Source organism: Virgibacillus sp. FSP13, from assembly GCF_054048505.1.
Genome location: NZ_JBSVKG010000005.1, coordinates 153,579 through 174,585 on the forward strand (window position 1 = coordinate 153,579; position 21,007 = coordinate 174,585).

Sequence of the window (21,007 nt, forward strand, 5' to 3'; positions counted from 1 at the left end):
TGCTAAAAAATTTATAAAAAGTATTAAACAACGAATAAATCCAGCCGATATATATAATGAATCATCAAGGAGGATGATCTGCCATGGCGTTAACGTTAGGAAGAAAACCCGGTGAAAAGCTATACATCACCGATGAACATGGAAGAGAAATTGAGATTGAAGTAGTAAAAGCAGATGCAAAGTTAAGTAACTATCTGCAACTACGAATCAACGCACCACAAGCATTTAACATTGTGCGTGGTGAGGTGTACAAGGGTAATAACTCTACTAGTTAGAGATATTATATAAAAGCAAGGCAAATGGATGTGGCTTGCTTAAAAAAACAAAAACATGGAGGTAGATTAATTATGAGAATTAATCACAATATTGCGGCACTTAACACGTATCGTCAGTTGGGGGCAGCAAACAGTGCACAACAAAATTCAATGCAAAAACTATCGTCAGGTCTTCGTATTAATAGTGCTGCCGATGATGCAGCTGGTCTAGCAATTTCCGAAAAAATGCGTGGGCAAATTCGTGGTTTGGAGCAAGCACAAACGAATGCTCAAGACGGTAAACTAGAAATGCCGCTCTAAGCAGTAATGTTTAGATGAAAATTCCGTGAATTCGGTGGAACCCCAAACCAGCTAAAAAGCGGATGGTGGGCAATACCGAGCCAAGTCTAATGAATCGGAGATCAGTAGTTAGGAAGGTGTGACGGTCAGGTGGTGAGGATCCGTACCGATAACCCACCCACGAGCGCGGGGCATCCTACATGGATGAAGATATGACCTGAACTTTATGGAAACATAAAGAAGCAACGGATAAAAAACCATTGCGATAACATATTTGATTTCAATGATTCAAACTGCTGAAGGTGCATTAAACGAAACACACAGTATTCTACAGCGTATGCGTGAACTAGCTACTCAAGCAGCAAACGATACGAATACTACTGATGATCGTAAAGAAATTCAAAAAGAGATGAATCAATTAACTTCGGAAGTCAACCGTATTGGTAACACTACGGAGTTCAATACTCAAAAATTAATTAACGGGGATAAAGTTGCTACAACTAGTCTTTCAACACCTTCATCCACAGCAGCAAACGCAACATTGCTAAGTGGAACTGATGCAGGTACAACCCCTGCAACTCAAGCATCAGGAGAAATTGCATCAAGCGGTATTACAATTTCAGCCGTATCTGATGGTACTTATGATGGCACGGCAGGTAATATTGATGTTGAGATTTCAGCATCATCGGGAGCTAGTGCTGGTGCTTCATATTCAGGTGGAACTTTAACAATTACATTAGATTCTAATAACGCAATGGATGAATCAGCGATCAACGCTGCATTACAAGCAGATGGGTTAGATTCAGAGTTTTCAATATCTGGTAGTGGTACTGTTAGTGATGCAGACTCAGTTACATTATCAGGAGGGGCTGCTGCTGGTACTTCTTCCGCTACTGCTGCTACGGGTTCATTCACAATCAGTAGTGCCGCTGAAGGCGAAAAATTAACAATTGGAAACAAGACGGTTGCATTCTTTGACAGTACTTCCAATAATTATTCAAATGCTTCAGACGCAGCAACAAAAATGAGTGCAGATGTTGCAGTAGATATTAACGGATTAGCAGATGCAGATGTTGCTGATGCTGTAAGAGATGCTTTCTCTGGATTATCTAGTAGAGATGTTAACCTGGCTGGTGGCGATTCAAGAGGATCAGCAACTATTAATCTAGAAGCTGCAGTTGCTGGTACAACAGGTAATAGTATTGAAACATCAGTAAGCGGTGTATCAACTACAACTGGTGGTGTTAATTTACAAATTGGTGCAAATGAAAATCAAAGCCTAACCCTAGACATTGGTGATATGCGAGCAAAAGCACTTGGTATTACTGGTAATGCAGGGGATACAGGATTTACAAGCAGTAACACTGTAACTGATGGTACCAATAATGCCAGTGTTGAAGCTGCATTGGATGTTACAAGCCATGAAAGTGCTTCAGCAGCGATTACAATTCTTGATGAAGCAATTAATAGCGTATCAGCTGAGCGTTCTAAATTAGGTGCATATCAAAATCGACTAGATCATACAATTAATAACTTAGGTACATCAGGAGAAAACCTAACTGCTGCGGAATCTCGTATCCGTGACGTAGATTATGCTTTAGCTGCTGCATAAGCAGTAACAAGCACAGTCGTCCTAGCTGGTAACGGCTAGAGAGTATAATCGGGTGAATTGCTGGAAACCCCTGAAAGCTTTTCTTACCACAACGTAGTTGGAAACGACAAGCGTGATGGTTTGAAAAAAGAAAAGATTGGGCAATCAGCAGCCAAGCTCCTGTGAGGAAATTCTGGAGAAGGTTCAACGACTAGGATAAACCATCTAAGGCGAAAACTATGGTGATGAAATCCATAGGTGAAACAATGTACATCAGCATTGTGAATCCGAAGTTCCCGACCCCTACTAGATCACTAGAGGGTGAAGATATAGTCTGGTCATTTATGAAAGTAAATGTTCGCACGATGGCGAAAGAAATGATGAACCAAACTAAGAACTCAATTCTTAGTCAAGCAGCACAAGCAATGTTGGCTCAATCTCAGCAATTACCACAGGGTGTTTTACAACTCTTACGGTAATGTTGAAAGGGCGTCTAGCTTGGTAACGAGCTAGAGGATAACTAGGTGAATTGCTGGAACTTCCTAAAGCTTCATCAACCACAACGTAATTGGAAACGGTATGCGTGAAGGTCTGAAAATGATGAAGATAAAGCAATGGATAATCAGCAGCCAAGCTCCTGTGAGGAAACTCTGGAGAAGGTCCAACGACTAGAGAACACGGTCTAAGGCAAAAGCTATGACCATGAATCTCGTAGGACAGCATAAACTGTTCGAAGTGCCTAGCCCCACACATAATGGTGGGTGAAGATATAGTCTATTCTATGATCGAAAGACATAGTGGCAAAGCAAGCCAACCAACAACCACAAGGAGTATTACAACTTCTTCGTTAATTTTAGATTATTTGGAAAGGACTCTAGTTTTGCTAGAGTTTCTTTCTATTATTTATTTTTTTATGTTGGAGTGATAATATGCTTATAAAGTTTTTTAGACCTGAACATGTGAAAGATTTTATGAAGGGGAAATTATTTTTTAAGAATACGGGTTATTTTATTGACCTTGAAAATGAACAAGGAGAAAAGGGAATTGGGGATAAGTACGAGGGAGCTATGTTTAGATCCTTTAATCCATCGAGAGAGGATATTTACTTAAAGTTACCTAACGGGAAAAGAATTAAATTAAATGTTGAAAGAGCTTATTTTACTGAAAGATATGAAGCAGCAAGACAGTTCCAATTAACTTGTTTTACAGGATTTACTTATGAGGATTTTATGATAGATGAAAGTGAGAACACGATAAAATTAAAGGAAAAGTTGATTGAAGAACTAAAAGGAGAGTTTCCAAATAGGGTGCCAATATTAATAACTGATGAAGAAGCCTTTTTTTCAAGAGTTTCACAAAGGTTATCTGATAAAGATATTGCTTCATTGCATGGTTATGTAAAATACTTTAATGAATATTCTGGTTTTCCACTAAAACATGAAATATATGAGGAAGATATTACAAATGCTTTTTTCTACAAGAGAGAATTTTTTAAATCACAAAAGGAATATAGGATTATTACACGTCACCCCGTTGAAGGAGACTCACTTACTTTAGAATTGGGTGATATAACTGACATTATATATAACTTAGGAAATATTGATAATGTATCAAGTGTAAAGTACGAAATGAAAAAATAAGTCAGTTGCCTCTAATGCTAACAATGGAAACACGGGGACGGTTCGTGCGTTTCATTAATAAAAAGAAAAGCATTGTGTGTCCCTTGGGTAGATCCCAAATCAAAGGAAGATAGCCAAATTTTGGTGCCTCCCCCAACTGCTTTAAAGAGTTAAAGTTTGAGTGCTGGATCGATGAAATTCATAGTTAAAACAATATTAAACAGTATTAGATAATTTGATGATAACTTGAAAGGAATTATATGGATAAGGATAAACAAAATCACAAAAATTTTCTTGAAGAGCAACTCCAATGGTGTAAGCAGCAAGACCGTATCCTAGAAGCAATAGAGATAAGGCTTCATGAAATGAAAAGAATAGCGGAATACTCACTTCAATATGAGCTTACATCGATAGAAATTGAAGTGTTGAATGATCAACTGAATAAATTGAAACAAGAAGTCCACTCTCTTGAAAAACAGTTGCATCCTGTTGTCCATTAGAAATGTGAAGCCAAACTCTAGGAAATGATGTCCTAGCGCTGGATTTCATGCACTTTTTTCTTCAATTTTTGGTTCAGGCTGTACATAAGGCTCTTTCTTCTTCATAATACTAAAGACAATATTCACTAACCTCCGCTCCACATACACCATTGCTTGTTTCTTCTTTCGCCCTTCTTTGATTTTCTTCTGATAGTATTCATACATAATAGGATTGATTTCTTTTCTAATTTGGGTTAAAGCTAGTGAATAAAATGCTTTATTTAATTCCCTATTCCCAAGTTTATTAGCATACTGGTTAGTACTTTCACCTGAACTATTTTCAAGTGGGGCAATACCAGAAATTCTAGCTAATTTACTACTTTTCGAGAAACGATTAATATCACCAATATTAGCAACGAAAGTGGCAGCTAACACTGTATCAACACCCGGAATACCTTTAAGTGGATACCCTGTTATCGTTAACCGGTCAGTATTTAAATTCTAAGTTAATAAAAAGTTAGCTTGATAAATCTCAGATTAATATTGGATTGTAGCTCGCTTTATCTTGTGAACCGTTTTAGTTTAGTATAATCGAGTAGGCATAGCCATTACTGACTATGCCTCTCACAGAACCACACGTGCGGATCTTCGCATGCGGCCCCTCCCGATGGTATCCCTTCTAGAGATAAAGTTCATCATAAACAGATGTTAAACTTACGAGATTTGCTTTGGCGAAGAACTCATTATCCAAGGCTGCATGCACCATGGGGCTTAATGAACTTCTCCATGCAAACATGCGAATACCTCGCAAGTTTTCTTCTTTCCATCCCTTTTTCCTTAATTCTCGGTGAAGGTTTTTCACGTATCGCCAGCTTCTCAGTTGTATCATTCGTAACCTTCTTCTAATCCATTTATCCCATGCCTTGAACTTGGTCTTCACATTTCCATGTCGGAAATAGTTTGCCCAACCTCTAATATATGGGTTCAATTTTTCCACAATAAGGGTTTGGATTTCTACCGTTTGATTACGTCTCGTAATTTCTTTAATTCGTTTCTTGAATTTCGCTTCCTTCTTTGGGTCTATCCTGCGTATATCCCCAATAAACTCATATCCTAAAAATGTAAATGGTTCATACCTTGCATGTACCACTCTAGTTTTTGTTGGATGTACGGTTAGTCCCAAATCCATTTCCAAATACTTCGTTACACTCTTCATCACACGGTCTGCGCCTTTTTGACTTTTACACAGTATGATAAAATCATCAGCGAATCGGACAATGTGGTGTCCTCGTTTTGTCATTAATTGATCAAGCTGGTGTAAATAGATATTTGATAAGAGTGGACTTAAGACACCACCTTGAGGCGTGTCTTCGTATAACTACCCTTCCATTACACCTGCCTTCAAAAATTGGTTGATCAACCGAATAACGGACCCGTCCACCACTCGTTTACGTATTTGTCCTTCCAGCTTATCGTGCGGGATTGTATCAAAGTAGGATTGTAGGTCAGCATCAATGACGTATTCATATCCGTTACGTAGATGTTCTGTTACCTTATCTAGTGCCATATGAGCACTTATATTCGGTCGAAATCCATAACTACTTGGTAGAAAGTCTTCCTCGAATATAGGTTCTAGGATGTTTCGTATAGCCGCCTGCACTATGCGGTCTTCAACCGTGGGGATCCCTAATGGACGTATTTTCCCGTTCTCTTTTTCGATCATCTTTCTTCTCAGAGGTTTGGGTCGATATATCTTGTCTTTTAACTTCTGTTGAAGCACTCCTTAGATTGTCCTCCAACTCCTATTTAACTCTCCGTCCCCAAGTTTATCTGTATATTGCTTCGATTCTCCCGAGCTATTTTCAACGGTTGAAATCCTAGCAATTTTTGCTATCTGGAAAATTTTAGAAAACCGATTAATATCACCAATATGGAAATTGAGTGTTGCAGCTAAAATTATATTGACGCCCGGAATCGTTTTAAGTGGATAACCTATTTCGTTCAATTAGTTCATTAATTTGCTCTTCTAATTTTTCAATTGTATATAGCAATTGAAATTTGAGCCACATGACAACTTGAAATTGAGCCACCATAAGTTTGTGAATTTTATTTTCCTCATAACTCAATTGGATTTATATGGAGAGGCGGGCATGATACCCTGATGGGGGTGCGGAATCCTTCCCATCCGCACGCTTTCGCAAAGAAGTCATGCCCGTAGAGGCTCCATGTCAATCCTACGCAGTAATAAAATATTTTATCTAAGTTTGTGAATACCTCTAATTTTAGGTGGCTCAAAATTAGTTGCGAAATGGCTCAAATTTCAATTGCGAAATACATCAATAGTTCCCTCAGCACGATTCAAGTCTGATAGATAGTTTTTGATTAAGTCATTTCTGTGTTTACTAATGTTCCTGTTCCCATCAGAGTTTTGAGAAAATATAAGAATAATTTTTATTTTACTAGAACAATTGTTCCTATTGTGTGGTATAATCAAGAGGGGCGATATTAATGGGCGATTTTGAACGTTACAATACCATGTCTCATGATCAATTAAAAAAGCAAAAAATAGTAACTACATATAGACAAGTTTTATCCGGAAAGAAAAAGGTGCTACCTAGAGGCACTTGGGGAGAAGGCAAAAATGTTGTCATTCTAGTTCGATATGTACTAGAAATAATTCTTAAGCTGGAAAGTAAGCAAATCCCAAAAATCACAAGAAGTGTTATTGCAACGTACAATTTGTGGGGAGCCTTAAATCGTTTTAAGTCAATCCGTAAATTAATTAACTTCGTATATCCGGGAAAATATACAGAATTTGATTTTACAAGGGTGCCAAAAGGGCATTGGGATAACCTTGAAAATATCAAGATTCGTTTAGAGCAGTGTCTGGATAGAGAAGGTATTAAAACATCTGATATTCCAAAGGTGGTTACATATGATTGGCTTGTCAGGAAGGGTTTTTCTGCACCATTAAAACAATTTAATCATTCTCCATTCAAATTAATCGATGCTATATACCAAGGTAATTTTAAGGAGCAAGATTACAAAAGTGTTCCTCAACGTTATTGGAACGATAGGAATACTATATTGAGGAAATTTAATGAAATGCTTCTGGAAGAGAATATTGAGTCGCGTGATGCTCCGATGAAAGTTACGCAGGGTATGTTGATAAAGCACAAATTGGGTACGGCTTTAAAACGCCATAATGGTTCACCATCAAAATTCATTCTTTCCCTATATCCTGAAATATTTAGTATTAAAGATTTTCCTACACCAAATGGGCACTGGAAAAATATTAATATAGTAAGAAGCACGATTGAAGATTTAATTTTGAAGAATAAAATACATATGAGTGAAATTCCGATATATTTTACAAAGGGATTTTTTAAGAGTAATGGATTAGATGGTTTGCTACAAGAATTCAACGGGTCCCCGATGGAATTAATTAATACAATATATCCAGGCAAATTTAATATAATGCAATTTAAAAGGGTACCGAATAAATATTGGAAAAATAAAGAACACCGTATTGAAGCAATGAGAACGTTTTGCTCCAATAATAATATTGGGAGAAAAGAGTTACCTAGATTAACAAGAGCGTACTTTCTTAAAAAGTTACCCAGGTTTGTCAGTATAGTCGACCGTCATTATGAAAGTAAATTTTATTTGTGGATCATGGAAGCATATCCAGAGTACACATTTGAAGCTGCAGAATTTGATTTACTTATTGGCAGAGATGGACAAGTATGTGATTCTAAAGAGGAGTTAGAGATTCATAATTTTCTGCTTGAGACTTTGAAAGGAGCCAAGATTATTCGGGAAGGAAGACGTTTTACAAATAGTGTAAACAAAGAAACCTACATTCCTGACTGGATTGTTTATCAAGGAGAGAATAAGTTTATTATCGAATACTTTGGTCTTTATGAAAGCTCCAGATACAAGGGGTATACAGAAAGAGCAAATAGGAAAATCCAATACTTTAATAACTTGAGCAATTATACTTTTGTGCCAATTATGCCAGTGGACTATCGGGGACGTGATTTTCAAAAGTTAGGAACTATCCTGACGAAAATGGGCTTATGTATTGAGATTCCGGTTCATGAATGAAGTATTATGGAAGCACACATAAATAAACAAACCCGTAAAGAGGATGGACAAAATGAACATGGACAATCATAATCAAAAGAAATTCTTAGAGCAACAACTTCAGTGGACTAGGGAGCAAATGCTTATTCTAGATGAAATTAATTTAATACTCCATGAAATGAAGGAAATTGCTCTATATACGCTTGAGCATGAAGTCACTAGTGAAGAAATGGTGCAGCTAAATGATCGGTTAAACGAATTGAAGGAGACAGTACACGATCTGGAGAAACAGAAACAGTTACGCTTGGAGGATCAAGTATTAGCCCCTTACATTATCTAGCATATTTGAGTTTACCCAAAAATAAAGATTGACTTATTTAAAAAAATAGGCATTGAAAAAGTCCGGTGATAAACCGGACTTTTTGATGCCTATTTTGATCATTTTTGGACTAAATCAATCTTAATTTATTGAAAATTAAAGGAAAGAGCCCTCTTGAATGTGTTAAAATTTAAGTTGATCAAAACAAAAACAAAACACAAAAAGGAGACTCTTTCTATGACAAATGATAACACATTTAGGCAAGCTATTTATACCACAAAACGTTCCATTTTTAATTTTGCTTCCAAATTAGGTAAAGGGATGCAAAAACCAAATAGAAATTTTATCATGGATATTTTATTTGGTTTGGTCAAAGGTAAAACCGTTTTACTGTCTAACATCGCACGCGCCCTCGATGAACCCATAGACCTAATTCAAACAATTAAACGGTTATCCAGTCGCATGGATGAATTTCATGAAGAGGACAAGTTGCTGGAAAATTATGAGGCAATTATCAAACCATACTTGAAAGAGGAAGATCCTCTCATTCTGGTTGATAATTCCGAGGTTGTGAAATCTACGGCCAGTAAAATGGAAGCACTTGGCAAGGTGCGAGACGGATCTACAGGGAATATAGGAAATGGATATTGGACGACGAACATGATTGCCGTCGCCCCTAAGACAAAACATCCAATTTCCGTTTATTCTCATCTGTATTCTTCTAGTGAAGAAGGATTCATCAGTGAGAATGAAGAAACGTATAAAGGGTTCCGTCATGTGGATCGACTGTTGGAGGGAAGGAAAGTGACGTTCGTCATGGATCGTGAATATGACAATATAGAAGTCATGAAAAAGGTTCTGTGACAAGAGGATGACTTTATCATACGATTAAAGAAAAACCGGCATTTATTATACCAAAATAAGAAACTAACGGTACATCAATTAGCTGTAAGAAGGAAAGGAAAAATCAATTTCCGATCCGAAATAAAAGGGTCCGTGTACGATTTGAAAGTCTCTCATATCGCGGTTGAAATCCCTTGCCTTAAGGGTAAAAAACTTACGATGGTGGTCGTGTATGGGTACGGTAAAGAACCCATGGTGCTTCTGACAAATAAGCAGGTAAAGAAAAAGGCCGAAGTACTTTCCATTTTAAAAGCTTATATTACCAGATGGCGCATCGAAGAAATGTTTCGGGTTCAAAAGCAAGAATTTCAACTAGAAGACAATCGAATGCGCACTTTAACAAGGTTGAAAAGGATGTTTGTGCTGTTATCGATTACGATTACATTTATGACTTTGAAAATTGAAAAGCAAAATGGATTTTTTTATACTGTCATTGAACAAGCAAAGGCTATTAAAGACAAGGATCAGATCAAAATGTTCCTTTATCGTTTTTCGGCAGGAATGAAAGCGATACTGGAAAAGGATAGGCAAGGCATCCAGCATTTCAAATACATAGAAAAGCCAAAAAGTTTCCGACAGCTTGTATTGGATCTATGAATAGGGTAACTGAATAGCTTTAAAAAACGTGCTTTCTTGGACGTTTATTTGTGACGGGAAAATTAACTTGGTCAGGCCAAAATCGAAAAAACCTTGATTAATTATAGAGGACTATCTGTAAATTCCTTTTTATAAGAGGAAAATCGGTAAACTTAAAAAAATATGTATATTGACTAGCATCTAGGAATAGAATATAATGATCCTAAGTGATCAGGCCCATGTTCCTTACGAGGACTGGGCTATTTTTATGGAGTGAAAATAATGAAACCATTTAAACCCCATCGGCAACAACTTACTATCTTACGTACCAGAGGACTTACCATACCAAATGGCTCTAAGGCAATGAGGATTTTAGAAAGAGAAAATTATTACTCCTTGGTTAATGGCTATAAAGATCTCTTCCTTGAAGTAAATGAAAACGGAGAGTATCAGAATCCAGATAAGTACAAAAATGGTGCTACCTTTGATGAAATTTATAAATTATTTAGTTTTGACAGGGATCTTAGAAATACATTGCTAGAATATCTCTTAATCTTTGAAAGCAATATTAAATCAAAAATATCTTATCGCTTCTCGGAAAAATATAAAGAACCTCATGCATACCTTGTTATGAAAAATTATTCACGCGATCCCAAACTATTAAAAGATGTCCTGAATTTAATAGCAACGATTTCAAATATTATATCTACAAGAGGTAAGAAAAAAACATCGATAAGGCATTATTTGGATAAACATGATGGTGTTCCACTTTGGGTTTTAATTGGATATTTTACTATGGGTAATGTGAACTACTTCTATAAATGTCTCTCTCCAAAGTTACAAAATACAATTGCAAAAGATTTAGCTATTGATTTTAACCGTGATTATAATACGTCGATTCAATTTACTTCTGGGATGTTAGAAGAAATACTAAAAACAGTAAATCATTTTAGAAATGTGTGTGCACACGAGGAGCGATTATATAACTTTAATATACATAAACCATCTAAAAGTTCAAATATTTCCCGAATTCTAAACATATCTATAACTGATTTAAATAATGGCAACTTTTTTACGATTGTTTGCTTCTTAAAAATGGTTATATCAAAAAAAGACCATAAAGCTTTGGTTAGAAAATTAGAGAATCTTTTTGCTAAATATGAAAGTGATTTCTCGTCTGTCAGTTTCCGAGAAATTTTACAAGTTATGGGCTTTCAGGTGAATTGGAGAAATTTATTACCTTGACGTATAAAATGGTGTATAAGTATAGCTCCTTCTTTAATAGAAGGAGCTAATTTAGGCTCCAGCCTATATATTTACTAGAAAATCGATTTGCGTTTGGTTGAGTTAAAGTCATCCCACTCAAAGCCTTGGGAACAAATATATTAACTAATGATTTTTTATTTGAAAATGCAATAGTAGATGTCGAATTTATTGTGGGTGAAAAAATGTATAATAAGCGAAAGTGCAAGATTTCTTATAATTATAACTATTACACGGACAAGCCTAATATTTTGTACTGAAATAGAATGACATTAGCAATACTGACCTCAGCAACGTCACATTACTAGAAACGGAATTTTTCATGTTCGAGTATTATATATTCCTTTCCAAAGCCTTCCTCCCGTTGATTACGGAAAACTCCAACTTCCTTCCTACTAAACAAAACGTCAAAGAGCGGGACATGGGGACAGGTTAACTGTCCCGGTTGGAATCCCCCAAAGCACGGGGTTTTTAACTGGGACGAGGGACCTGTCCCCATGTCCCGTGGAATTTTCCTTTGCAATTATACAACTTTTCTTCTAGGCTATGCGTCTATTAGATGTGACACCTGGGAGGTAGTATTGGATTAAAGGAGCTCTCTCTTCATGAAGAAAAACAGATCAGAGGATAAGGTTATTGCATTTATCATAGAGAATCAGGAAAATTTTTATCGGTTGGCGTTTAGTTATGTAAAGAATGCTGCGGATGCACTGGATATTGTTCAAGAATCGATTGAAAAGGCAATTTTGAAAAGAGAGTCTTTGAGGGATGCCCAATCCGTGAAAAGTTGGTTTTATAAAATAGTTGTGCATTCTTCTTTGGATTTTTTGCGGAAGAAGAAAATGTCGTTGATCGATGAGGAATCATTGGAATATTATCTTTCTGGTCAAAATGATAGTTATCAAGATTTAGATTTAAAACGATCGTTGGATCAACTGCCAATCAAATTTAAAAATGTTATTATATTACGGTTTTTTGAGGACCTGAAGATTGATGAAGTAGCGGAAGTTTTGAATGAAAATAAAAACACGATAAAAACTCGATTATATAGAGCGCTTGAACTGCTGCGTGTGGAAATGGATGAAAAGTACTGAATCATGATATGACTTTGGAGGCTGGATGTAGTGAATAAAAAATTAGAAGAGTTGAAAAAGGAGTATGAGGATACACCGATTCCAAAAGATCTGGATAAGGTGGTACAAAAAGCAATAAAACGAAAAAGAAAAAAACCGCTCCGTCCTAATCCTAAATGGGTAATTGGCTTAGCTGCCGCGGTGATGATTTTTATGGTAAGTATAAATACGAGCCCAACATTCGCGAAGAGTTTATCTTCAATACCAGTTGTTGGACCTATCATAGAGGTATTAACGGTCATGGAGATCCAGGTGAATGAAGATAATTACGACGCAGATATAAAGGTTCCACAGGTTAATAATTTGGAAGATAAAGACCTCGAAAATAGCCTTAACCAAAAATATTTGGATGAAAGTCAACAATTATATGAAACGTTTTCTAAAAGGATGAAGGATATGGAAGAAAAGGGTGAGGGCCATTTAGGTGTTGATTCTGGCTATGAAGTGGTGACAGATGATGATCTTATCTTTTCAATCAAACGAATTGTCGTAGAAACAGAAGCATCTTCCTATACGACTGTTACATACGACACGATCGACAAGCAAAAGCAAATTGTGCTGACTTTACCAATTTTATTTAAAAACGACCAGTATATTGACACAATCAGCGAAATCATTAAAGATCAAATGAGAAATCAAATGAAAAAAGATCCGAATAAAATATATTGGGTTGGCAATTCGGGTATAGAAGAATTACCAGAGGATGCTCTATTTGATCAGATAGCTGCTAATCAAAGCTTTTATATTAATAAAGACCATAAATTGGTAATTGCGTTTGATGAATATGAAGTTGCACCTGGTTATATGGGAGCAGTAGAATTTGTTATCCCAACGGAGGAGATTTCAAATGATTTAGTAGGGGATGAATATATTGAATAGCTAGGTTTTAATGAAAGAATAAACTTTATCCCCCACTTTTCCTGGTCTGGGGGATTACTCTTGTACATATTTTATTTTTCTTTATCCAAAACAACATTGATTTTTACAACATCTGGGGGAAATTATTATGAAAAAAAGAAGACACTTAAATCATAGGGGAAAAATGCTGGTATTGGTTCTCTCGGTATTATCTTTATTTTTTCTTGTTGGGTTAATAAACCATGCGAAAAAAGCTGACCAAACAGTGGAATCAATTCCATCTAAATCAGCGGAACAATCAATGTCTGCGATTGGTCCAAAAACGTTTACCGATTCCAAACTTAATCAATCTATTCACGAGAAAGAAATAGAAAAAAAGTTGCAAAAACATCAGGAAAAAATAGCAGAGAAACGGGAACACCAACGCACAAAAGACCAAAAAAGCAAGGCTATCTATTTAACATTCGATGATGGGCCGACGACGCATACAAGTCAATTGCTAGATGTGCTTGAACACTATAACGCCCAAGCGACTTTCTTTATGATTGGACCTAGAATAGAAAACAATCCGGAAGTTGTGAAACGAATGGCGGAATTGGGATTAGGGTTAGGGCTGCATGGTATATCCCATAGTGTTGAACAAATATACAGTTCCCAAACAGCGCCATTGAAAGAGATGACAGAAGATCAACGTATAGTAGAAGAAGTTACAGGCAATCACACCCAACTTGTGCGACTTCCTTATGGCAGTGTACCGTATTTAACAGAGGATATGCGGTATTTACTATATCAAAACGGGTTTCATATATGGGATTGGAATGTCGACAGCAGAGATTGGGAATTAGGGGATGGTCGATTTGTAAACAAGACCATTCAAGAAATTGAGAAGGTTGAGCAACTAGGAGAAACTCCAGTTGTACTCATGCATGATCAACCAGAGACGATACGCCATCTACCAAAATTATTAAGCTATCTACAGAAAAAAGGCTATCAAACGAAAAAAATAACAAAAGATGTACCAGCACTTACCTTCACATGTAACGGACGCTGTTACGCCATTTAATGGAAAGTGGGACATGGGGACAGGTTAACTGTCCCGGCTGAAATCCCTTATAACTTGGGGTTTTTGACTGGGACAAGAAACCTGTCCCCATGTCCCAACCCCCCCATGTCCCACCCCTAACAACGGACTTTTTACTCATATAAGATTCTATTTTTCTACTATATTTAAGACTATTTACACTAGTATATTTATTCACACATATATTATCGTTGTATATAACAGAAAATTAGGACACATAGAGATGAATAACAAAAGGAGGTAGCGTGGGACGAGTAAATAAGAAAACAAGGGGGAGACATATGCCAAAACGAATGGCGGTATTTGTTTTAGTAGTTTTGCTGGCTTTTAGTAATTACTTCTCTGTAAGTGCAGCTGAAATTACGGGGAAAACACTTCAACAGAAAACGGAAAAGAAAGGCAATCCTGATTCTAAAAAGTTAAAGGAAACAAAAGATCCTAACAAAGAAGTTCGTGTAATAGTCGAAATGGAAGAGGAAGCACCAATTGAAAAGGCGACAAAAAAAGGTGTTACGTACCACAGTTTGACTGAAACGAAAAAGGATCAGCTTGAACAAGCAGCTAAGGCGGAACAAAAAACAGTAAAAGACAAAATGAAAACCAAAAAAGTGGAGGCAACGTACCTGCAAGCGTTCACAGCGGTTGTGAACGGTTTTAGCGCTGAGGTGAAGCAAGGGAATATTGACCGAATTAAGGAGATTCCTAATGTAAAAACGGTACATATCGTTAATGAATATAAACGACCACAAGTAAAACCGCAGATGAAATACAGCAAAGAATTGGTAGAGGCACAGCAAACTTGGCGTGACTATGGCTATAAAGGAGAAGGAATGACGGTTGGGATTATCGATACTGGGATTGATCCGACACACCGTGACATGGTACTTTCCGATGACACAAAGCCAGCACACACCAAAAAATCTGTTGAGCAAACCATAGAAGATCAGGGATTGCCTGGGAAATTTTATACGGAAAAGGTTCCTTATGGCTATAATTATATGGATGAAAATGATGACATAATTGATAATGCCGCTGGAGCATCAATGCACGGGATGCATGTATCGGGCATAGTTGGTGCAAATGGGGATGAGGAAAATGGCGGTATTATGGGGATTGCCCCGGAAGCACAACTGTTAGCATTAAAGGTTTTTGGAAATGACCCGGAAATGGGATCAACCTATGGCGATATTTATATTAAAGCGATTGATGATTCTATTAAACTAGGTGTAGATGTACTGAACTTGAGTCTCGGTTCGCCTTCTGGATATGTGGATGAGGACTCCCCTGAACAGCAAGCAGTGAAACGGGCTGTTGATAATGGTGTACTTGTATCGATCTCTGCTGGGAACTCAAACATGTTTGCGGAGGGTTTCTATTATCCGCTAACATCCAATCCGGACTATGGTGTAAGTGGTTCTCCAGGCGTGGCGAAAGATTCCTTGCAAGTAGCTTCCTTTGAAAATACGAAAATGGAAGTAGATGCAGTGGAGTATACGATTGATGGGAAAAAAGATAGTGCACCATTCCTGTCAGCAGGAAACACCAAGCCATCGGATTATGTGAAGACATCATTCGAGGTTGTTGAGGCAGGACTCGGCACGCCGGAAGATTTTGCGGGAAAAGATGTAAAAGGAAAATATGCACTGATTCAGCGCGGTGAAATTGCCTTTACCGATAAGACCCTTCATGCGCAGAAAGCAGGAGCTGAAGGGGTAATTATTTACAACAATACAGATGGTATCGTGAACATGGCGACAGATGACGCAATTGATATTCCCCAACTGTTTATGTTGAAAAATGATGGGGACAAGCTTGCGGCAGCTCTGAGGGATGGAAAAGAAGTTACCGTGAAATTTGCAGGTGAATCAGCAACGATTGACAATCCAGATGCTGGAAAAATGAGTGCCTTTACATCATGGGGACTTACACCGGATTTGGATTTTAAACCGGAGATAACAGCACCAGGTGGACAAATTTTATCCACATTGAATGATGATAAATATGGACTGATGAGTGGTACATCGATGGCCGCACCACATGTATCTGGGGGCGGGGCACTCGTCTTGGAACGGGTGGATGAAAAATTTGGAATGGAAAATGCTGCTCGGGTTACCATGGCAAAAAAAATGATGATGAACACGTCAAAACCTGTTGAATTAGACGGGGAATATGTCTCGCCACGTCGTCAAGGTGCTGGATTAATGCAACTCCATGCTGCATTGTCAACTCCTATAATCGTTACAGAATCAAAGACAAATGAAGCGAAAGTAGCGTTAAAGCAAATAACTAATAATCAAGTGACATTTGAACTGACGGCAGAAAACGTAACAGATGAAACAGTCACATATGATGTAGCAGCAAATGCCCAGACAGATCAGCCTGTCCAAAATGGTGACGACACATTAGTTTTACCGAACCAATTCGCTGCAATGGAACTTGACGGCGTCGCAACGGTTAACGGGGAGGCGGTCGATCAAATAGAAGTTCCTGCAAACGGTGAAACAACTGTTACAGTTTCAATCGATGTAAGTGACGTGGATCACGAATTAACTGACTATTTTAAAAATGGGTACTGGTTAGAAGGATTTGTTACCTTAACAGACCCAGCGGATATAAATCCAAAAGTTTCTGTACCATATGTCGGCTTTAAAGGCGAGTGGGATGATGCGCCGGTCATGGACAAACCGATGTGGGATGATGATTCTTATTACGAAATGACTGGTGTCGTTACATCGGAAGGAAAAAAGGAAGCAGGCGAAGAACAATTTGATTTCCTAGGAGAAGATTTGCAAACAGGTGAAATAGATCCCGAAAAAATTGCCTTCTCACCAAATGGAGATGGTGTTCAGGATGATGCACTCGCCGTCTTATCGTTCTTAAGAAATGCGAAAGAAGTGAAATTTAACGTACTGAACAAAAATAAGGAAAAGATCCGCACCATTACGACAGAATCGTATGTGGCAAAAAATTACTATGATGGTGGACAAGGACCGATGTATTCCCTATCTTCATCAAGGATATGGGATGGGAAAATCGATGGTAAAGAAGCACCTGAAGGAAAATATTATTTACAGGTCGAGGCGGTAATTGACTTTGACAATGCGGATTGGCAATCACTCGAAATTCCAGTCGTACTAGATACATCGGCGCCAGAGGTAGATGTAGAATTTGATCAAGATACTCAGAAAATCAAGGTGGATGCAGAAGATAATCCAGACGGAATCGGCCTTGCATACTGGGATGTACGGATCGATGGCAAATCTATCCTTGATGAACCGTATGTTGACGGAGAAACAGCGCATCAACTAATTAAAAAATTGAAACCGGAGCAAACACTGACCGTTGTGGCGGTTGATTATGCCGGAAATAAAACAAAACAAGAAGCAGTAGAAGCAACAGACACGACAATGCCGGATATTCATTTGTTAACACCAGAATTCCTTGGTGTAGAAACAACTAGAGAAGTAGAATTTTCGGGATATGTAACAGATAAATCTGGCATAGAAGAAGTTTCTGTAGATGGTGAAAAAGCAAAACTTGTTTACAACAAAAAAGAGGATCGATATGACTTTTCTTTAACAGTAAAGCATGATAAGGACGGCTACATTTTCCACCATATTAAAGCGGTAGACAAAGCTGGCAATGAGGCGGAAATTGGTCGCAGATATTTTATCGATACCGAACAGCCAGAATTGAGCGTGAAAGCTGATGAGAAAACGAATGCTGATACCCTCAAGGTTGCAGCAACAGTCACAGACAATTTTGACGACATTCGGTTGTATGTCAATGGAAGTGAAGTCTATAAACATGACATCTCGGAACCATATGGCATGAATGGCTTTGACAAGACGATTGATGACATTGAATTAGAGCTAGAAAATGGCGAAAACGAATTCGAATTTAAAGTCGTTGATTTCGGCGGACATGTTACGAAAAAGAAAATCATGATTGAGAAGGAAGACCAAATAGAAGAATCAAGCGTGGATCATATGCAGACGCTTGTTAAACAATTCAAGGAAAATGGGCAAATTTTTCATCAAAATGCAGCACATATGTTACAGATGCAATTAATTGCAGTGGGTCATTATGCAGACAAAGGCGATCTGGAAAAGGCTGTTAAACATATGAACGGCTTTAAACAACTGCTTCAGCTTCAGCAGGACAATAAGCTGATAGATAAGAAAGCGGCCAAAACGCTTGAAACACATGCAACTAATTTGATTAAAAAGTGGCAATAAAAACCAGAATCGTGTTCATAACAAACCCCTGTGGCAGTGGTGATCTGTCGTAGGGAGTTATTTACCCTGATGCTGGAAGGAGTATGACACTTGAAAGACACACAAGGAAAAAAGCATCAACACGTTAAAAGACGTATCTTGTATAAATCAACCGTCATGCTATATCTACTATTTTTCATCGTATCACAGGCGACATCACCAACAACGGCATATTTTACAGATACGGAAACAATTGGCGGTAATCTTTCCAATGCAAGTACGTTTGTGGAAAAAAAGAAACAGGAAAATAAGCAGGATAGTAAGGGGAACCAGGGGGATCTGCAAACCGATTCAGATAACATTGACCGGGAAAATGGTGATGATACGGATGAAAAGTATGGCCATAAACAGGATGAAAACAACGCTGAAGGTCAGGATCAAAACCGGGATCAGAGCCAGGATCAAAAGGAAGATCAAACCCAGGACCAGAGCGAGGATCAAAATACGGATCAAAGCCAGAACCAAAACCGGGATCAAAATCCAGACCAAAACCACGTTCAAAGCCATGATCAAAACCATGATGAAGAAAAAGAACCTGGATCAAGTTCGGACTCTGAAGTTGAAGATAAGCAGAGGCCAGCTGAATCAGCGGAAAGTAACCGATCGTACCCAGAGCATGAATCATCTAGTCTCGATGAAAAATTGGACAGTGGGGAAAAGAAGGGAAAAGACAGGAAAGTGCGTTCGACAAAACAGAATTTTGACGTAAACAATGAATCAAAAGCATTGGAAATAACAGGTGCACCGGAGTGATGAACGTATGAGTAAAAAAGGTATTTTTAAAGTGATGAATCATGTTATAACAACTTTCATTTTTATTGTACTGCTTCTAACCCTATTTCTAGTCATTGCAACAAAGGCTTCGGGCGGAGAGGTAAATTTATTCGGTTATCAATTAAAGGCTGTACTTTCTGGTTCAATGGAGCCGGAAATAAAAACAGGATCAATAATAGCGATAAAAACTACTGATGATGTGATCGATTTTCACAAAAATGATGTTATCACTTTCCGAACAGATGAAGGTATTCTTGTTACACACAGAATTGTCGGGATGAGTGAGGACGGGGAGAAATATATTACAAAAGGCGATGCAAATGACGGAGCTGACATGGAACCAGTAAGCCCGGAAAATATTGTTGGAACTTATAATGGATTTACGGTCCCTTATGTTGGTTATGTCATGAATGCGGCAAATTCAAAAGAAGGAGCAGCATTGTTCTTAATTTTGCCAGGTGTTTTACTAGTTTGTTATTCCGTCATTACGATCTGGCAAGCATTACGTACACTCGAATATGGTCATGGTAAGAAAGAAATAAACACGAAATAATGTTGCACGTAAAAATTGAAGGGGGAATTTTAAATGGGTTTAAAAAAACAACTTGGAATGGGCGTTCTGACAGCTACACTCGGATTATCACTAATAGCTGGAGGTACATATGCATATTTCAGTTCAAGCGAAACATCCAATAACACTTTTGCTGCTGGTACTCTAGATCTCTCAGTCGATCCTTCAACAATAATTGATGTAGGAGAACTGAAACCAGGAGATTCGGTAATTCGTGATTTTGAATTTAAAAACAGTGGTTCATTGGATATAGAAAAAGTACTTTTGGAGACCGATTACAGTGTGATTGATGCGAAAGGTGACAACACGGAGGATTTTGGAAAACACATCGTAGTGGAATTCCTATATAATGCAGACAAAATGGATGAAGTCATTTATCAGACAACACTTGATCAGTTAAAAGAAATGACACCCGAAGCCGCAAATGAGCACATTTTCTACCCAACATTTGGTGAAAAAGGGCTTCAAACAGGGGAGACGGACGATCTAGTCGTTAAGTTTAAATTCAAAGACAATGGTGAAGAACAAAATCAATTCCAAGGAGACTCACTTAATTTAGAATGGACATTTAACGCACAACAAAAAACAGGCGGAGATAAGTAAGTGGGACATGGGGAGCGGGACATGGGGACAGGTCCCTTGTCCCAGTCAAAAACCCCGTATTATAAGGGATTTCAACCGGGACAGCTAACCTGTCCCCACGTCCCGTCCCTTGCACTCTCCACCTCATTATGCTATTATAATCAACAATAGATTCCCTTTAATTCAGTCCAGTGAGGCTAAAAAGGTGCAAATGAACGTTGAATGGTTAGCTATTTGATTTTTCATATATGCGACTTTTCATGCCCTTTTGTCCGCTTGGATGAAAGGGCATTTTTATTGTAATGCATGACTGTACAAGCATGAAGCTCGTGCTTTTGTTT

Annotated in this window: 19 protein-coding genes and 3 pseudogenes; 18 read left to right on the forward strand and 4 right to left on the reverse strand. The window is 37.8% G+C overall.

Features of this window, described 5'->3' with window-relative positions; all coding sequences use genetic code 11:
- The first annotated feature begins 83 nt into the window (after positions 1–83).
- From ACW2QC_RS06785 to ACW2QC_RS06810, 6 genes and pseudogenes are all read left to right on the forward strand, one after another.
- Positions 84–275: a carbon storage regulator gene (locus ACW2QC_RS06785; protein WP_457543220.1), complete on the forward strand. Its 192-nt coding sequence runs from the start codon at positions 84–86 to the stop codon at positions 273–275.
- Positions 276–347: 72 nt separating this feature from the next.
- Positions 348–554: pseudogene (locus tag ACW2QC_RS06790) on the forward strand (flagellin N-terminal helical domain-containing protein); the annotation flags it as partial.
- 283 nt (positions 555–837) lie between these two features.
- On the forward strand, positions 838–2,166 hold the full coding sequence (locus tag ACW2QC_RS06795) for a flagellin N-terminal helical domain-containing protein (protein ID WP_457543243.1): 1,329 nt from the start codon (positions 838–840) through the stop codon (positions 2,164–2,166).
- Positions 2,167–2,507: 341 nt separating this feature from the next.
- Positions 2,508–2,624, forward strand: a pseudogene (locus ACW2QC_RS06800) (flagellin); the annotation flags it as partial.
- Positions 2,625–3,074: 450 nt separating this feature from the next.
- Complete coding sequence (locus ACW2QC_RS06805; protein WP_457543221.1) at positions 3,075–3,785, forward strand: hypothetical protein; 711 nt, start codon at positions 3,075–3,077, stop codon at positions 3,783–3,785.
- Positions 3,786–4,024: 239 nt separating this feature from the next.
- Positions 4,025–4,264, forward strand: coding sequence for a hypothetical protein (locus tag ACW2QC_RS06810; RefSeq protein WP_457543222.1), 240 nt, complete (start codon positions 4,025–4,027; stop codon positions 4,262–4,264).
- A gap of 45 nt (positions 4,265–4,309) precedes the next feature.
- On the opposite strand, the gene ACW2QC_RS06815 is transcribed toward ACW2QC_RS06810, so the two are convergent.
- From ACW2QC_RS06815 to ACW2QC_RS06830, 4 genes and pseudogenes are all read right to left on the reverse strand, one after another.
- The gene (locus tag ACW2QC_RS06815; protein ID WP_457543244.1) at positions 4,310–4,720 is read right to left on the reverse strand and encodes a transposase; all 411 of its coding nucleotides are present in this window, start codon (positions 4,718–4,720) and stop codon (positions 4,310–4,312) included.
- A 202-nt stretch (positions 4,721–4,922) separates the two neighbouring features.
- Positions 4,923–5,345, reverse strand: a complete 423-nt coding sequence (locus ACW2QC_RS06820; RefSeq protein ID WP_457543245.1) for a group II intron maturase-specific domain-containing protein — start codon at positions 5,343–5,345, stop codon at positions 4,923–4,925.
- A 12-nt stretch (positions 5,346–5,357) separates the two neighbouring features.
- A pseudogene (locus tag ACW2QC_RS06825) lies at positions 5,358–5,966 on the reverse strand (reverse transcriptase domain-containing protein); the annotation flags it as partial.
- Positions 5,967–6,026: 60 nt separating this feature from the next.
- Positions 6,027–6,248 (reverse strand): transposase, encoded by a 222-nt coding sequence (locus ACW2QC_RS06830; RefSeq protein ID WP_457543223.1) that lies wholly within the window; start codon positions 6,246–6,248, stop codon positions 6,027–6,029.
- Positions 6,249–6,751: 503 nt separating this feature from the next.
- Here ACW2QC_RS06830 and ACW2QC_RS06835 point away from each other — a divergent pair.
- The 12 genes from ACW2QC_RS06835 (at position 6,752) to ACW2QC_RS06890 (ending at position 20,687) form a co-directional block, all read left to right on the forward strand.
- The gene (locus ACW2QC_RS06835; RefSeq protein ID WP_457543224.1) at positions 6,752–8,350 is read left to right on the forward strand and encodes a hypothetical protein; all 1,599 of its coding nucleotides are present in this window, start codon (positions 6,752–6,754) and stop codon (positions 8,348–8,350) included.
- Between the two features lie 52 nt (positions 8,351–8,402).
- Positions 8,403–8,669: a hypothetical protein gene (locus tag ACW2QC_RS06840; protein WP_457543225.1), complete on the forward strand. Its 267-nt coding sequence runs from the start codon at positions 8,403–8,405 to the stop codon at positions 8,667–8,669.
- A 216-nt stretch (positions 8,670–8,885) separates the two neighbouring features.
- A complete protein-coding gene (locus ACW2QC_RS06845; protein ID WP_457543226.1) occupies positions 8,886–9,512 on the forward strand; it encodes a hypothetical protein in 627 nt (208 codons plus the stop codon).
- 18 nt (positions 9,513–9,530) lie between these two features.
- Positions 9,531–10,148, forward strand: coding sequence for a transposase (locus ACW2QC_RS06850; protein ID WP_457543246.1), 618 nt, complete (start codon positions 9,531–9,533; stop codon positions 10,146–10,148).
- 261 nt (positions 10,149–10,409) lie between these two features.
- A complete protein-coding gene (locus ACW2QC_RS06855) occupies positions 10,410–11,372 on the forward strand; it encodes an Abi family protein (RefSeq protein WP_457543227.1) in 963 nt (320 codons plus the stop codon).
- 623 nt (positions 11,373–11,995) lie between these two features.
- Complete coding sequence (locus tag ACW2QC_RS06860; protein ID WP_457543228.1) at positions 11,996–12,484, forward strand: RNA polymerase sigma factor; 489 nt, start codon at positions 11,996–11,998, stop codon at positions 12,482–12,484.
- A gap of 30 nt (positions 12,485–12,514) precedes the next feature.
- Complete coding sequence (locus ACW2QC_RS06865; RefSeq protein ID WP_457543229.1) at positions 12,515–13,402, forward strand: DUF3298 domain-containing protein; 888 nt, start codon at positions 12,515–12,517, stop codon at positions 13,400–13,402.
- Positions 13,403–13,529: 127 nt separating this feature from the next.
- Positions 13,530–14,444: a polysaccharide deacetylase family protein gene (locus ACW2QC_RS06870; RefSeq protein WP_457543230.1), complete on the forward strand. Its 915-nt coding sequence runs from the start codon at positions 13,530–13,532 to the stop codon at positions 14,442–14,444.
- A gap of 299 nt (positions 14,445–14,743) precedes the next feature.
- Entirely contained in the window at positions 14,744–18,700 is a 3,957-nt protein-coding gene (locus ACW2QC_RS06875; protein WP_457543231.1) for a S8 family serine peptidase, read from the forward strand.
- Positions 18,701–18,790: 90 nt separating this feature from the next.
- The gene (locus tag ACW2QC_RS06880; protein WP_457543232.1) at positions 18,791–19,492 is read left to right on the forward strand and encodes a SipW-dependent-type signal peptide-containing protein; all 702 of its coding nucleotides are present in this window, start codon (positions 18,791–18,793) and stop codon (positions 19,490–19,492) included.
- Between the two features lie 7 nt (positions 19,493–19,499).
- Positions 19,500–20,066, forward strand: coding sequence for a signal peptidase I SipW (gene sipW, locus ACW2QC_RS06885; protein WP_457543233.1), 567 nt, complete (start codon positions 19,500–19,502; stop codon positions 20,064–20,066).
- A 33-nt stretch (positions 20,067–20,099) separates the two neighbouring features.
- A complete protein-coding gene (locus ACW2QC_RS06890; protein WP_457543234.1) occupies positions 20,100–20,687 on the forward strand; it encodes a TasA family protein in 588 nt (195 codons plus the stop codon).
- Positions 20,688–21,007: the final 320 nt, after the last annotated feature.